The organism is Bradyrhizobium septentrionale, assembly GCF_011516645.4.
GTDB lineage: Bacteria > Pseudomonadota > Alphaproteobacteria > Rhizobiales > Xanthobacteraceae > Bradyrhizobium > Bradyrhizobium septentrionale.
Window position 1 is genome coordinate 3,571,604 of sequence record NZ_CP088285.1, and the last position, 14,495, is coordinate 3,586,098.

Here is a 14,495-nt window from a genome sequence, read left to right on the forward strand (position 1 = left end):
ACGTGCGGCCGTACCGCCATTGGCGGCGCGCCTGGCCGGGCCGTTTGTGCACCGCGGGTGCTTGTTCGATTGGAACAATGCTCCGCGCGTGATATCCAGAGGGCATGAGACGGCTGAAGGCGATACGACGGTGGTTCGGACGGCGCTTCGGTTATGCGCGGCTGGTCTGCGTGGTGCTTTTGATCGGTATCGCGGCGCTGCGGGTGATGGACCCGGCTCCGGTGCAGGAGCTGCGGGTCAGGACGTTCGATACCTTCCAGTTGATCGAGCCCCGCAAGAAGACCGCGCGTCCCGTCACCATCGTCGACATCGACGAGAAGAGCCTCGCCGATCCCCGGCTCGGGCAGTGGCCCTGGCCGCGGACGCGGATCGCCGAGATCGTCACCAATCTCACCAGGCTCGGCGCCGTCGTGATCGCATTCGACGCGGTGTTCGCCGAGCCGGACCGTCTCAACCCTGACATCGCAGCCGATACGTTCGGCAATCTCGACGAGGAGATGCGCGCCAGGCTCAGGCAGCTTCCGAGCAATGACAGCATCCTCGCCGAGGCCATCAGGAACTCGCGCGTCGTGCTCGGCGAGTCCGGCGGTCCCAATGTGCGCGCCGACCTCAACGAGAAGCTCCCGGTCACCGGACTGGCGATGCTCGGCGAGGCGCCGCAGCGCTTCATGTTCGAGTTCGTCGGCCTGCTGCGCAACGTGCCGGTGCTCGAGGAGGCCGCCGCCGGCCGCGGCCTGTTCACGATCAGGCCGGAACGCGACGGCATCGTGCGCCGCGTGCCGATGATGATGGTCGCCCAGGGCGTCACCATGCCGTCGCTCACCTTCGAGATGCTGCGGGTGGCGAGCGGCGCGGGCACCATCCTGATCAAGACCGACGAGGCCGGCATCAAGAGCCTCGGCGTCAAGGGCTTCACGATCCCGACCGATCTCAACGGCCAGCTTTGGATCCGCTACGCGCGCCGCGATCCCTCGATCTATGTCCCCGCCATCGACGTGCTGGAGGGGCGTGTCGCGCCGGAAAAGATCGCCGGCAAGCTCATCCTGATCGGCACCTCCTCGATCGGGCTGAACGACATCAAGACGACGCCGGTCACGCCCGCGATGCCCGGTGTCGAGATTCACGCCCAGGTGCTGGAGAGCGCGCTGACCGGCGACGTTGTTGCGCAGCCCAATTACGGCATCGGCATCGAATTCTTCGCCGCGCTGATCATGGGGCTGCTGGTGATCGCCTTCGCGCCGAAATTCGGACCGGTCACGCTCGTCGTTGTCGGCGGGATGTTCGCCTCGGTGCTGATCGGCACGTCCTGGTATTTCTACTCCCAGCATCGGCTGCTGATTGATTTCACCTATCCGCTGATGTCGACCACGGCGATCTATCTGACGCTGATCTTCTCCGCCTTCGTGCGCGAGCTGCACCAGCGCCGGCAGATCAGGTCGCAGTTCGTGCAGTACATGTCGCCCGCGCTGGTCGAGCAGCTTGCTAATGCGCCGGAACGGCTCGTGCTCGGCGGCGAGGAACGCGAGATGACCATCATGTTCTCGGACATGCGCGGCTTCACCTCGATCTCGGAAACCTACAAGAGCGATCCGCAGGGCCTCACGCAGCTGATGAATCGCTTTCTCACACCGCTTACCAACGCGATTCTCGCCCGCAAGGGCTATATCGACAAATACATGGGCGACGCCATCATGGCGTTCTGGAACGCGCCGCTCGACGACAAGCAGCACCACCTCAATGCCTGCGACGCCGCGCTCGACATGCTGGAGCGCGTCGACGAACTTAACCAGGAACGCGAGCTGGAAGCGCAGGAGGGCGGCCACGTCTATGTGCCGCTCAACATCGGCGTCGGTCTCAACACCGGCAGCTGCGTGGTCGGTAACATGGGTTCCGATCTCAAGTTCAATTATTCGGTGTTGGGCGACAGCGTCAATCTGGCCGCGCGCCTGGAGGGGCAGTCCAAGGAGTACGGCTTCCCGATCATCGTGGGATCGAAGACCGCGCTCGAGGTGAAGGAGAAGTTCGCGATCCTCGAGCTCGACTTCATCATGGTCAAGGGCAAGAAGGAACCCGAGGTGATCTATGCGATTGCCGGCCGCGAGGACGTTGCGCAATCGGGCCGCTTCCAGCGGCTGCGCAACCTGACCATCGAGATGCTCGCCTGCTACCGCGGCCGCGATTGGGACGGCGCGCTGGCCGCGATCGAGCGCGGCCGCAAGACCGACGAGGCGCAGACGCTGCAATACTTGTATCGCCTCTATGAGGCGCGCATCCGCGCCTTCCAGAAAGAGCCGCCGCCGCAGGATTGGGACGGCGCATTTGCGTTGACGACGAAATAGGCGCCAGATTCACTGTCGTCCCGGGCAAGCGAAGCGCGACCCGGGACCCATACGCCGCGGCCGGCGTAACGGGCACGCGGCCGGACGGCTTTCCAACAACACCCATTCGCGGTTATGGGTCCCGGCTCCCGTGCGCAATTGCGCACTAAAGCGTGATGGCATTAAGTTCGATAGCCTGAATTTTTCAGTAATTGGCGCATTCCTCGGGGGTGAAGGCGTCGAGTGCGTGGCCGATTGCGGCGCAGACCGCGTCGACGGTTCGCGCGGCAGCTTTGCGGAGCAGATGCTTGAGCTTGGCAAAGACCTGTTCGATCGGGTTCAGGTCGGGCGAGTATTTGGGCAGGAAGAAGAGTTTGGCGCCGACCGAACGGATGAGTTGGCGAACTGCTTTGCTCCTGTGGCTACCGAGGTTATCCAAGACGACGATATCGCCGGATCGAAGGACAGGCAGAAGAACCTTCTCGACATAGGTGCGAAAGCTCACGCCATCGATCGGCCCCTCGATGAACCATGGCGCATCGATCCGGTCATGGCGCAGGGCCGCCAGGAAGGTCATGGTCTTCCAGCGACCGTGGGGAACCGTGGCAGGAAGTCTGTGCCCGCGCGGTGCCCATCCACGCAAAGGCGCCATATCGGTTCTGGTCCATGTCTCGTCGATGAAGACGAGCCGCTCAGCTTCGACGCGCCCTTGATATTTTGTCCACTGGGCTCGCCGCCGCGCGACCGCGGGTCGATCCCGTTCGCCAGCCGCCACGCTTTTTTTTGAAGCTTAGCTTCTCGGCATGCACGAAGTCCCACACCGAGTGATAGTCGACCTTCAGGCCGCGTCCAGCAAGCTCGGCAACGAGCCCCCGTATAGTGAAATCGCCGTCCTTGATCCGCTGCGACAGCCAAGCCGCGTGGTCTCCCGAAACCGCCCTCGGCTTATGACCGCCCATCTGGCCAGGCTCAACGCTGCCGGTCTCCTCGACCCGCTGCATCCAACCGATTGCGGTGCTGATCGCGACCCCAAACTGCTTGGCCGCCTGATTGCGAGACATCCCGCCCTCGATCGCCGACACGACTCGCTTGCGAAGATCCAGAGAATAAGGCTTGCCCATCCATGCTGGCCTCCAACCCAGTCAGCATGGTGAATCAGAAACACACCGATTTGGGAATCCCAAATCGATTCAACCTAACCCCATCCCGCTCTAGGCCGGGACGACGGCAGAGAGATCTACTCCAGTCCGATCTGCGTCAGATCCTGAAACCAGTGCTGCGCCTGCACGAATGTCTTCACCTTCGGCGACAGCGCGTGCGGATTGGTGTCGTGCACCACCCACACCAGCGCGGCATCGTCGACGATCAGCGCGTGCGCCTGCGCCAGCAGCGCGTCCTGTTTCGCGGTATCGAAGGTCTGCTTGGCCTCGTCGATCAGCGCGTCGACCTTCGGGTTCTTGTAACCGCCCCAGTTGACGCCGACCGGAGCGACCTGGCCGGAATGGAAGAACCGCACGATGGCGTACAGCGGGTCCGACGTCACGTAGGCGATGTTGTTGGCGGTGATGCCGGCGTTCATCTCGTCGGCCGCGCCCTTGCGCCAGTGGGTATAGAGCGTCTCGAGCTCGACCACCTTGAAGTCGACATCGATGCCGATCTCCTTGAAGCTCTGCTGCAGGAACTCGTTCATCGGCAGCGACAGCATCTGCCCGGTGCCGCCCTGGGCGATGATGAAGGTCGTCTTCAACGGCTTGTCCTTGGAATAGCCGGCTTCCTCCACCAGCTTCTTGGCGGCCGCGAGGTCGTATTTCAGTTCGAAGCCCGGCTTGCCGAACCACGGGCTCGACGGGTCGACCTGGCCCTTGGCGGGCTTTGCCAGCCCGTTCATCAGGGCAACCACCGCGTCGCGGTCGATCGCGAGGTTGAGCGCCTTGCGCAGGCGGATGTCGGTCCAGGGCGAACCGGGCAGCACGCTCAGATGATAATTCCAGACATGCGGCGTCACGTTGTCGACGATCTTCATGCCGGCGGCCTTGAGCTGCGGCACGGCGTCGGGTGCCGGCGTCTCGATCAGGTCGACCTGGCCTGCCAGCAACGCGTTGGTACGCGTCAATGCCTCCGGCATCGGGATCAGGATCATCTTGTCGACCTTCGCAAGCCGCTTCTTGTCCCAATAGTCCGGGTTCTTGGTCAGCTCGGCGAGTTCGCGCGGCACAAGTTTCGTCAGCTTGAACGGGCCGGTGCCGGAGGGCTGGCTGGCGAATTTGTCCCAATCCTTGCCAAGTTTTTCATATTGCGCGGGGCTCGAGACCAGGAACCAGAGCATCTGGTAGGGGAAGAAGGAGTCGACCGTCTTTGTCGTGATCTCGATGGTCGAGTCGTCGATCTTGGCGTAGCTCGCAACCGAGGGCAGGCGGGTCTTGACCTGCGCGCTCTGCCGCTTGTCGAATTGCGGTGCCTTGTCGTTCAGCACCTTGTCGAGATTCCAGATCACGGCGTCGGCGTTGAAGTCGCTGCCGTCGTGGAATTTGACGCCCTTGCGCAGCGTGAAGCGCCACTTGGTCTTGTCGGTGTCGTCGACCTTCCATTCGGTCGCGAGTCCCGGCACCAGCTTGCCCGGCCGGTCGGCAACATCCATCTCCCAGGCAACCAGCGGATCGTAGATCGTGTAGGCCGTGAATTGATAGGCGCCGGCGCCGCGATCGGGCTGACCGGTCGTCAGCGGAATGTCGGCCATCGAAATGCCGTAGCGCACAATGGACTCCGCCCGCGCAGACAGGGCAGGCCAGCCCGCGGTCAGGGCAAGCGCCATTGCTGCCATCAGGATCGAATTGCGCGCACGCATATAAAGGCTCCATTGGTGGGAAGTCGGAACCAAATCCTGCAAGCGTGATGCCAGAATAGGCACTATTGCTCCGTCTTAGTCTAAGGTGGGAAGAAATGACGTGCCCAGCGGTTATTTGCTGAAGAACTATTCCCCTTGGCACAGGCATTGCATACGCTTTGCCCAAGAAATAATCACCAAAACGTCACCAGACTCGAAGGGGCTGCTCAGATGCGTAACAGGAAGACCAATGCGACAGCGATCATGCTGGCGCTCGCGATTGCTGCCGGTATGCCGGCGATCGCCCGTGCCGAGACCGTGCTGCGTATTGGGATGACGGCTGCCGATATTCCGCGCACGCTCGGGCAGCCTGATCAGGGGTTTGAGGGCAATCGCTTCACTGGGCTCACGATGTATGACGCGCTGACGATGTGGGACCTGTCGTCGTCGGACAAGGCGAGCGCGATGATTCCGGGCCTCGCCACCGAATGGAAGGTCGACGATTCCGACAAGACCAAGTGGGTGTTCAAGCTGCGTCCCGGCGTCGCCTTTCACGATGGTTCGCCGTTCAATGCCGATGCCGTGGTCTGGAATGTCGACAAGGTTCTGAAGCAGGCCGCGCCGCAATATGATGCGAGCCAGGTCGGCGTCACCGCTTCGCGGATGCCGACGCTGGTCTCCGCGCGCAAGATCGACGACATGACGGTGGAGTTGACCACCAAGGAGCCGGACAGCTTCCTGCCGATCAATCTCACCAATCTGTTCATGGCGAGCCCGACCAAGTGGCAGCAATTCTACGACAAGGCCGAAGGCGCCGACGCAAAGGCGAAGTCGCAGGCCGCATGGGCCGCGTTCGCCAAGGACGCGTCGGGCACCGGCCCCTGGAAGATGTCGAGCTTCACCCCGCGTGAGCGGCTCGAACTGGTGAAGAACGAGAACTATTGGGACAAGGCCCGCGTGCCGAAGGTCGACAAGATGGTGCTGCTGCCGATGCCGGAGGCCAATGCCCGCACCGCGGCGCTGCTGTCGGGGCAGGTCAACTGGATCGAGGCGCCGGCGCCGGACGCGCTGCCCGAGATCAAGCAGCGTGGCTTCACTCTCTATTCCAACGAGGAGCCGCATGTCTGGCCGTGGCAGTTCTCCCGTGTCGAGGGCTCGCCGTGGAACGACATCCGCGTCCGTAAGGCGGCCAATCTCTGTATCGATCGCGAAGGGCTGCGCGACGGCCTGCTCGCGGGCCTGATGGTGCCGGCGACCGGTACGTTCGAGCCCGGCCATCCGTGGCGCGGCAATCCGACCTTCCAGATCAAGTACGACAAGCCGGCCGCCCAGAAGCTGATGCAGGAGGCAGGCTTCGGTCCGAACAAGAAGCTGACGGTCAAGATCCAGACCTCGGCATCGGGCTCGGGCCAGATGCTGCCGCTGCCGATGAACGAATATCTGCAGCAGGCTTTGGCCGAGTGCTACTTCGATGTGCAGCTCGACGTTATCGAGTGGAATACGCTGTTCACCAACTGGCGGCGCGGCGCCAAGGATCCGTCGGCCAACGGCTCGAATGCGACCAACGTGACCTATGCGGCGATGGATCCGTTCTTCGCGCTGGTGCGCTTCCTGCAATCGGGCATGGCGCCGCCGGTCTCGAACAATTGGGGCTTCAACAACAACCCGAAGTTCGACGAACTGGTGAAGAAGGCCCGCCAGACCTTCGACCCCGCGGCCCGCGACGCCGCGCTCGCCGAACTGCATGCCGCCTCGGTCGACGATGCGGCCTTCCTGTATGTTGCGCACGACGTCGCGCCGCGCGCCATGAGCCCGAAGATCAAGGGCTTTGTGCAGCCGAAGAGCTGGTTCGTCGACTTCTCGCCGGTCTCGATCGTGCCGTGAGGATTGGTTTGGCGCGCTGTCTCGTTCCCTCCCCCCTTGTGGGGTAGGGGAATCGCATATGGCTCAGGAGGGGTGTTGCCAAGCGGTTGGAACTGGATTCTTTGGGGGTCTCTCGATTGTCGAGGGAGACCCAAATGCGCAAACTCAGGCGCCTGTTTCGACCGCTCAAGGATCCACGCGCCGGCAACACGCGACACGATTTGTTGGAGATCCTCGTCATTGCCTTGGCGGCGACGCTGGCCGGCGCCAAGACCTGCACCGAGTTCGAGTTCTTCGGCAAAGGCCGAGAGCAGCTGTTGCGGAAGTTCCTGGAGCTTGGACACGGTATTCCTAGCCACGACACGTTCAGCAACGTCTTCCGCGTGCTGGACCCGAAGGGTCTGGAAGCGGTTTTGCGTAAGTTCAGCAAGAGCTTCGGCGTCAAGGGCGTGGTCAGCATCGACGGCAAGGCGTTGCGCGGAGCCTTCACGCGTGGCCGGCGGGCTACGCCGCTACATATGGTCAACGTCTGGGCGGCAGGCACGCGCATGGCGTTGGCGCAGAGAAAGGCTCCCAATCGCAACGAGATTGCCGGCGCTCTCGAAGTCCTCGCCCTGCTCGATCTGGATGGTGCTCTTGTCACCGCCGACGCCTTGCATTGCCGGCCCGACACGGCGCAGGCCATCCGCGATCGGAAGGGCCACTATGTATTGGCCATCAAGAGTAATCGCGGCCGGCTCTTCAAAGCCGTCAAGGCGCTGCTCGATACGGCCCGGAAGCCAGCGCGGGCGAGCCAGCGAAGGACATCGGCCCACGGCCGCATCGAGCGCCGGCAGGCCATCGTCGTGCCGGCCCCAGACTTGGCAAAGCAATACAGCTTCCCTGCTATCGCTGTCGTCGGTCGCATCGATAGTTGGCGCGCCAAGGCCGGCAAGACAGCCAAACACACGGCCCGATACTTTCTGGCCTCACGCCGGTTGTCGGCCAAGAAGCTGCTCGAGGCCGTCCGCGCCCACTGGGGTATCGAGAACAACTTGCATTGGGTTCTCGACGTTCTGTTCGACGAAGACGCCTGCCGTAGCCGCAAGGGCCATGCCGCCGGAAATCTTGCCGCCATCCGAAAGCTGGCACTTAACGCTCTACAAGCCACGCCAGGTCCCACGCGCACCAGCCACAAAATGCTCCAGGCCAGATGGAATAACGACTTCCTTCTCTCCGTCCTCGCCCATATGCGATAGCCCTACCTTGTGGGGGAGGGTTAGGGAGGGGCGTAGCCACACCCACCGACCTCGCGCCACCCCCTTCCCCAACCCCTCCCCACAAGGGGGAGGGGAGCCCTAGCATCTCGTTGCGCTCGAAAACGCCAGGTATCTCGTGTTCGCCTATACGTCCAGACGGATCGTCTACGTCATTCCGATCGTGCTCAGCGTTGCGCTGGTGTGCTTCCTCCTCGTGCACATCACGCCCGGCGATCCCCTGGTTGCGGTGCTGCCGGCCGATGCCTCGCAGGAGCTCGCCGCGCAATTGCGCGCCGCCTACGGCTTCGATCGGCCGCTGCCCGTGCAATTCGGCCTGTGGCTGTGGCGCGCGATCCACGGCGATCTCGGCAATTCGATCGCAACCGGCCGTCCCGTCCTGACCGAGGTGCTGCGCGCGGTCGGCAACACCGTGATGCTGGCGATCGCGGCTGCGATGATCGGCTTCACGCTCGGCCTGTTGTTCGGCCTGATCGCCGGTTATTTCCGCGACACCTGGGTCGACAAGGTCGCGACCTCCTTTGCCATCGCCGGCGTCTCGCTGCCGCATTACTGGCTCGGCATGGTGCTGGTCATCATCTTCTCGGTGCAGCTCAACTGGCTGCCCGCGGTCGGCGCCGGGCCCGGCGGCTCCGGCGCCTGGGCGTGGGACTGGGAGCATCTGCGCTACCTGGTGCTGCCCGCGATCACCACCTCGGTGATCCCGATGGGTATCGTCACCCGCACCGTCCGGGCATTGACCGGCGATATCCTGAGCCAGGATTTCGTCGAGGCACTGCGCGCCAAGGGGCTGCGCGAGACCGGGGTCTTTCGCCATGTCATCAAGAACGCGGCGCCGACCGCGCTCGCGGTGATGGGACTTCAGCTCGGTTACATGCTCGGCGGCTCGATCCTGATCGAGACGGTGTTCTCCTGGCCGGGCTCGGGCCTGCTGCTGAACTCGGCGATCTTCCAGCGCGATCTGCCGCTGCTGCAGGGCACGATCCTGGTGCTGGCGCTGTTCTTCGTGCTGCTCAACCTCCTGGTCGACATCGCGCAGGCCGCGATCGATCCGCGCATCAAGCGGAGCTAACCATGAGCGCGATGAGCGATACCGCATTGCAGGCCGCCCCCGCGACCAAGGCGCGTGGCTACTGGGCGACCGTTGGGCGCCGCATCAGGCGCGACAAGGTCAGCATGGCCTGCGCCATCATCCTGGTGCTGATCTTCGCCTCCGCGTTGCTGGCGCCATGGCTGCATCTCGCCGATCCCTATCAGGGCTCGATGATCCGCCGCCTCCGCCATATCGGTACGCCGGGCTATCCGCTCGGCACCGACGAACTCGGCCGCGACATGCTGGCGCGGCTGATCTATGGCGGGCGCCTCTCGCTGGTGATCGGCATCCTGCCGGTGATCCTTGCCTTCGTGATCGGCACCTCGCTCGGCCTCGTCGCAGGTTACGTCGGCGGCAAGCTCAACACCGCGATCATGCGCACCGTCGACGTATTCTACGCCTTCCCTTCGGTGCTGCTGGCGATCGCGATCTCCGGGGCGCTCGGCGCCGGCATCACCAATTCGATCGTGTCGCTGACCATCGTGTTCGTGCCGCAGATCACCCGCGTCGCCGAGAGCGTCACCACCGGCGTGCGCAACATGGATTTCGTCGAGGCGGCGCGCGCCTCCGGCGCCGGTCCGTTCACCATCATGCGCGTGCACATGCTCGGCAATGTGCTCGGCCCGATCTTTGTCTATGCCACCGGCCTGATCTCGGTGTCGATGATCCTCGCCGCCGGTCTCTCCTTCCTCGGGCTCGGCACCAAGCCGCCGGAGCCGGAATGGGGCTTGATGTTGAACACGCTGCGCACCGCGATCTATGTCAATCCATGGGTTGCCGCGCTGCCCGGCGCGATGATCTTCGCGGTCTCGATCTGCTTCAATCTGCTGAGCGACGGCATGCGCAGCGCCATGGACATCAGGAACTAAGGCATGATCCGGAAAAGTGTGAAGCGGTTTTCCGAGAAGATCATGCCCAAACAAGGAGCTAAAGCGCGATGACGATTCAACCCCATCTCATCGCGCTTTAGTGCGATGAGCGACGCCAATCTCTCAGCCGACATGCTGGAGCCGGTCGCCGACATCGGCGGCGCCGCGCAGCCGCTGTTGCAGGTCAAGGGACTGACAAAACACTTCCCGGTGCGCGGCGGACTGTTCAGCCCGCGCAAGACCGTGCGCGCCGTCGACGACGTCACTTTCGCGGTCATGAAGGGCGAGACCGTCGGCATCGTCGGCGAGTCCGGCTGCGGCAAGTCGACCACCGCGCGGCTGTTGATGCATCTGATGACCCGCGATGCCGGCGACATCGTCTATGACGGAATGCAGGTCGGCCCGTCGCTGTCGCTGCGCGACCTGCGCCGCGGCATGCAGATGGTGTTTCAGGACAGCTACGCCTCCCTCAACCCGCGCCTCACCATCGAGGAATCGATCGCGTTCGGGCCCAAGGTGCACGGTATGGTCGACGGCGCGGCGCGGGCGCTGGCGCGCGAGCTGCTCGGCAAGGTGGGCTTGCGGCCGGAGATCTTCGCCAACCGCTATCCGCACGAGGTGTCCGGCGGCCAGCGCCAGCGCGTCAACATCGCCCGCGCGCTTGCGTTGTCGCCGCGGCTCGTGATCCTCGATGAAGCGGTCTCCGCGCTCGACAAATCGGTCGAGGCGCAGGTGCTCAATTTGCTCGCCGACCTGAAGCGCGAATTCGGCCTGACTTATCTGTTCATCAGCCACGATCTCAACGTCGTCCGCTACATCTCCGACCGCGTGTTGGTGATGTATCTCGGCGAGGTCGTCGAGCTCGGCCCGGTCGATGCGGTCTGGGACGCGCCGGCGCATCCCTATACCCGCGCGCTGCTGGCGGCGATGCCGTCATCCGATCCCGACAATCGCACCGAGGTGCCGCCGATCTCGGGCGATCCGCCCAATCCGATCGATCCGCCGCCGGGCTGCCGGTTTCACACCCGTTGCCCGTTTGCGGAGCCGCTCTGCGCAAACGACACGCCAAAACTCAGCGATCTCGATACAATGGGCCATCAAGCGGCGTGCTACATGGCCATTCCGGGTTCAGGGCACAGCCGCGCGCCGGCAAAAACAAAAGGAGAAAACGCGGCATGACCAGACCCACTCCCAAGGACGTCAAGGTGATCGCGCACGTCGTCGACGTGCCCGCCGATGACGAAACTGCCACCCGCATCGCCAATTCGATCGGGCCTGCCTTCGACGGTTTTGCACCGATCTCCGGCACGCTGCCCTTCGATCTCGAACCCGCGAGCTTCCTGCTGGCGCAGATCGCAAAGGTGTCGAAATGAGCACCGAGCCGGCCCTGATGACGCTGACTGCGGTCGCCAAGGCGATTGCCGACAAGAAAGTCTCCTCGCATGAGGTGACGCGCGCCGTGCTGCATCGCATTGCAGAGTGGCAGCCGTGCCTCAACGCCTATATGGCTGTTGAATCCGAACAGGCGCTCGCCGCCGCCACCGAGGCCGATGCCGCGCTCGCCAAGGGCAACGCGCGTGGTCCGCTGCACGGCGTGCCGCTGGCGCACAAGGACATGTATTACGACGCCGGCAAGGTCGTGACCTGTGGCTCGCTGATCCGCCGCGATTTTGTGCCCAAGACCACATCGACGGCGTTGCAGCGGCTCAAGGATGCCGGACAGGTCCGGCTCGGCTCGCTGCAGATGGTCGAGTTCGCCTACGGGCCGACCGGCCACAACGTGCATTACGGCGCGGTGCGCAATCCCTGGCATGTCGAGCACATCACCGGCGGCTCGTCGTCAGGCTCGGGCTCGGCGGTCGCCGCACGGCTGACCTTCGCGGCGCTCGGCTCCGACACCGGCGGCTCGGTGCGCATGCCCGCGCATTTCTGCGGCGTCACCGGGCTGAAGACGACGGTCGGCCGGGTCAGCCGCGCCGGCGCGATGCCGCTGTCGCAGTCGCTCGATACCGTCGGTCCGCTGGCGCAGACCGCGGAGGACTGCGCGCTGCTGCTCGGCCTGATGGCCGGCGCCGATCCGGAGGATCTCACCGCGTCGACGCAGCCGGTGCCCGACTATCTGGCTGCGACCAGACAGTCGCTGAAAGGTCTGAAGATTGGCGTGCCGACGGCATTCTATGTCGACGACCTCGATCCCGAGGTGGCGCACATCCTCGACGAGACGGTTGCCACCCTGAAGAAGGAAGGTGCCGAGATCGTCAAGGTCGAGTTATCAGATCAGCGGCAGCTCAGCGCAGCGTCGCAGCTGGTACTCGCGGCCGAGGCCGCGGCCTTCCACAAGCGCTGGATGATCGAGCGGCCGCAGGATTACGGCGGGCAAGTCCTGATGCGGCTGCAGAACGGCCTGACCATTCCCGCCGTCGCCTATCTCGAGGCGATGCGCTGGCGCGGCCCCGCGCTCGCCGCGCACAATGCGGCGGTCAGCGGCGTCGATGCCGTGATCGCGCCGTCGGCCCCGGTGCCGGCGCCGACGATCGCCGAGAGCGACGTCGGCAACGGTCCGGGCGCGGAAGCGGTGATCCAGCGGCTGACGCGGTTCACGCGGCCGGTCAATTATCTCGGCGTGCCGTCGCTGTCGATTCCGTCGGGCTTCACCAAGGCGGGTCTGCCGGTCGGCATGCAGCTGATCGGCCGCTCCTTCGAGGAAGCCACATTGCTGCGGATCGGCGCTGCATTCCAGCGCGCGACCGATTTCCACGCCAGGGTGCCCAAGCTCGCATGACCAATCTCGTCGAGATCAACAGCCTCAACATCCGCTTCACCGGCGATCGCACGGTGCATGCCGTGAACGATCTCAGCCTGTCGCTCGGCGAGGGCGAGGTGTTGGGGCTGCTCGGCGAGTCCGGCTCGGGCAAGAGCGTGACCTTGCGCGCGTTGATGCGGCTGTTGCCGAAGAAGCGCACGCAGATCTCCGGCCGCGTGACGGTGCTGGGCCGGGATGTGCTGGCGATGGATGACGAGGCGCTGTCCGCATTCCGCGGCCAGACCGTCTCGATGATCTTCCAGGAGCCGGCGCTGGCGCTCGATCCGGTCTACACCATCGGCCGCCAGATCGCGGAGACGGTGATGCGCCACGAGGGCAAGAGCGAACGCGATGCCATCGCGCGCGCGCTCGAGATGCTCGAAGTGGTGCGGATCCCCTCCGCCAAGCGGCGGCTGGAATCCTATCCGCACGAAATGTCGGGTGGCATGCGCCAGCGTGCGATGATCGCGCTGGCGCTGGCCTGCAAGCCAAAAATCCTGCTCGCGGACGAGCCGACCACGGCGCTCGATGCCACCGTGCAGATCCAGATCCTGCTGCTGCTGCGCGAGTTGCAGCGCGAGTTCGGCATGTCGGTCATATTCGTCACCCACGACATCGGCGTCGCGATCGAAATCTGCGACCGCGTCGCGGTGATGTATGCCGGCCAGATCGTCGAGCAGGGCGCCCTGCGCGACATCGTCCGCACGCCGGTTCATCCCTACGCGAAAGGCTTGCTGGCCTCGACCATCCACGGTGCGATGCGTGGCCAGCGGCTGGAAACCATCCCGGGCACGCCGCCCTCGCTCGATCACGCACCGGCCGCTTGCTCGTTCGCGCCACGCTGCAAGTTCGCCGAGCCGCGCTGCAGCGAAGGCTTGCCGCCCGGCGTGCAGGTCGCGCCCGGCCATCTGGCGCGCTGCGTCCTCGCAGAGCCGGCGGTCGCCGCGGTTTAGGAAGCGCGGGCGACCGCGTCGGCGATCCAGCGCCGCACCGCGGCAATTCGTCGGTCGCGCGCCTGTTCGGTGCGGGAGATCAGGTAGATCGTCTCGCTGGGCGCAGCCTCGAACGCGAACGGCGCCACCAGTCTCTTGCCGAAGCCCGGCCGCGCCTTGATCAGGGGGGCGATCGCGATCGCGACGCCGAGCCCGTGTTCGGCGGCCTCCAGCATCGCCGGCACGCTGTCGAGCCAGAGGTGTCCGCGTGGTGCTAGATTCGGCAGCCCGACCTGCTGCAGCCAGGCCGGCCAGGCCCGCGGCTGCGTCGTGACATGGATCAGTACCTCGCGCGGCAGGTCCTCCGGCCGCCGCAGTCCCGCCTTGACCAGCGCCGGCGCACAGACCGGCTGCCCGCGGACCCGGACCAGCGGCTCGACCTTCAGCCCGGCGGCATGCTCCCGCCCATAGCGGATCGCGACGTCGACGCGGGAGCCGGCGAAGTCGGCATATTGGTGGCCAGATTGCCCGGATGCT

11 protein-coding genes and 1 pseudogene are annotated in these 14,495 nt (G+C 64.6%); 9 read left to right on the forward strand and 3 right to left on the reverse strand.

The window, feature by feature from the left end; all coding sequences use genetic code 11:
• Positions 1-104 precede the first annotated feature (104 nt).
• The gene (locus HAP48_RS18605) at positions 105-2,339 is read left to right on the forward strand and encodes a CHASE2 domain-containing protein (protein ID WP_166211618.1); all 2,235 of its coding nucleotides are present in this window, start codon (positions 105-107) and stop codon (positions 2,337-2,339) included.
• A gap of 184 nt (positions 2,340-2,523) precedes the next feature.
• On the opposite strand, the gene HAP48_RS18610 is transcribed toward HAP48_RS18605, so the two are convergent.
• Together HAP48_RS18610 and HAP48_RS18615 are read right to left on the reverse strand one after the other, a co-directional pair.
• A protein-coding gene (locus tag HAP48_RS18610) for an IS630 family transposase (RefSeq protein WP_166211615.1) occupies positions 2,524-3,439 on the reverse strand; the annotation gives its coding sequence in 2 pieces (ribosomal slippage) (positions 2,524-3,102 and positions 3,104-3,439; 915 coding nt in all).
• Positions 3,440-3,555: 116 nt separating this feature from the next.
• The gene (locus HAP48_RS18615; protein WP_166211612.1) at positions 3,556-5,163 is read right to left on the reverse strand and encodes an ABC transporter substrate-binding protein; all 1,608 of its coding nucleotides are present in this window, start codon (positions 5,161-5,163) and stop codon (positions 3,556-3,558) included.
• Positions 5,164-5,373: 210 nt separating this feature from the next.
• Here HAP48_RS18615 and HAP48_RS18620 point away from each other — a divergent pair, with 210 nt between their 5' ends.
• The 8 genes from HAP48_RS18620 (at position 5,374) to HAP48_RS18655 (ending at position 13,979) form a co-directional block, all read left to right on the forward strand.
• Positions 5,374-7,026, forward strand: coding sequence for an ABC transporter substrate-binding protein (locus HAP48_RS18620; protein WP_166211609.1), 1,653 nt, complete (start codon positions 5,374-5,376; stop codon positions 7,024-7,026).
• Positions 7,027-7,160: 134 nt separating this feature from the next.
• Positions 7,161-8,243 carry an ISAs1 family transposase gene (locus HAP48_RS18625; protein WP_166203503.1) on the forward strand — a complete coding sequence of 361 codons (1,083 nt, stop codon included), beginning with the start codon at positions 7,161-7,163 and terminating at the stop codon, positions 8,241-8,243.
• Between the two features lie 136 nt (positions 8,244-8,379).
• On the forward strand, positions 8,380-9,333 hold the full coding sequence (locus HAP48_RS18630; protein ID WP_166211606.1) for an ABC transporter permease: 954 nt from the start codon (positions 8,380-8,382) through the stop codon (positions 9,331-9,333).
• A gap of 2 nt (positions 9,334-9,335) precedes the next feature.
• Positions 9,336-10,223, forward strand: coding sequence for an ABC transporter permease (locus HAP48_RS18635; protein WP_156928316.1), 888 nt, complete (start codon positions 9,336-9,338; stop codon positions 10,221-10,223).
• Between the two features lie 105 nt (positions 10,224-10,328).
• Positions 10,329-11,402, forward strand: a complete 1,074-nt coding sequence (locus HAP48_RS18640) for an ABC transporter ATP-binding protein (RefSeq protein ID WP_166211603.1) — start codon at positions 10,329-10,331, stop codon at positions 11,400-11,402.
• Positions 11,399-11,596 carry a hypothetical protein gene (locus HAP48_RS18645; RefSeq protein WP_166211600.1) on the forward strand — a complete coding sequence of 66 codons (198 nt, stop codon included), beginning with the start codon at positions 11,399-11,401 and terminating at the stop codon, positions 11,594-11,596. The genes HAP48_RS18640 and HAP48_RS18645 overlap by 4 nt, the downstream gene beginning before the upstream one ends.
• A complete protein-coding gene (locus tag HAP48_RS18650) occupies positions 11,593-13,005 on the forward strand; it encodes an amidase (RefSeq protein ID WP_166211597.1) in 1,413 nt (470 codons plus the stop codon). Before HAP48_RS18645 ends, HAP48_RS18650 begins: the two co-directional genes overlap by 4 nt.
• Positions 13,002-13,979, forward strand: coding sequence for an ABC transporter ATP-binding protein (locus HAP48_RS18655; protein WP_166211594.1), 978 nt, complete (start codon positions 13,002-13,004; stop codon positions 13,977-13,979). The genes HAP48_RS18650 and HAP48_RS18655 overlap by 4 nt, the downstream gene beginning before the upstream one ends.
• Here the strand turns inward: HAP48_RS18655 and HAP48_RS18660 are convergent.
• Positions 13,976-14,452 (reverse strand): annotated as a pseudogene (locus tag HAP48_RS18660) (LysR substrate-binding domain-containing protein); the annotation flags it as partial. The gene HAP48_RS18655 and the pseudogene HAP48_RS18660 sit on opposite strands and share 4 nt — an antisense overlap.
• Positions 14,453-14,495 lie beyond the last annotated feature (43 nt).

Coding starts and splice junctions, on each gene's coding strand:
- HAP48_RS18625 (WP_166203503.1), top strand. CDS start 7,161: ATGCGCAAACTCAGGCGCCTGTTTCGACCGCTCAAGGATCCACGCGCC.
- HAP48_RS18605 (WP_166211618.1), top strand. CDS start 105: ATGAGACGGCTGAAGGCGATACGACGGTGGTTCGGACGGCGCTTCGGT.
- HAP48_RS18620 (WP_166211609.1), top strand. CDS start 5,374: ATGCGTAACAGGAAGACCAATGCGACAGCGATCATGCTGGCGCTCGCG.
- HAP48_RS18645 (WP_166211600.1), top strand. CDS start 11,399: ATGACCAGACCCACTCCCAAGGACGTCAAGGTGATCGCGCACGTCGTC.
- HAP48_RS18650 (WP_166211597.1), top strand. CDS start 11,593: ATGAGCACCGAGCCGGCCCTGATGACGCTGACTGCGGTCGCCAAGGCG.
- HAP48_RS18655 (WP_166211594.1), top strand. CDS start 13,002: ATGACCAATCTCGTCGAGATCAACAGCCTCAACATCCGCTTCACCGGC.
- HAP48_RS18615 (WP_166211612.1), bottom strand. CDS start 5,163: ATGCGTGCGCGCAATTCGATCCTGATGGCAGCAATGGCGCTTGCCCTG.
- HAP48_RS18640 (WP_166211603.1), top strand. CDS start 10,329: ATGAGCGACGCCAATCTCTCAGCCGACATGCTGGAGCCGGTCGCCGAC.
- HAP48_RS18635 (WP_156928316.1), top strand. CDS start 9,336: ATGAGCGCGATGAGCGATACCGCATTGCAGGCCGCCCCCGCGACCAAG.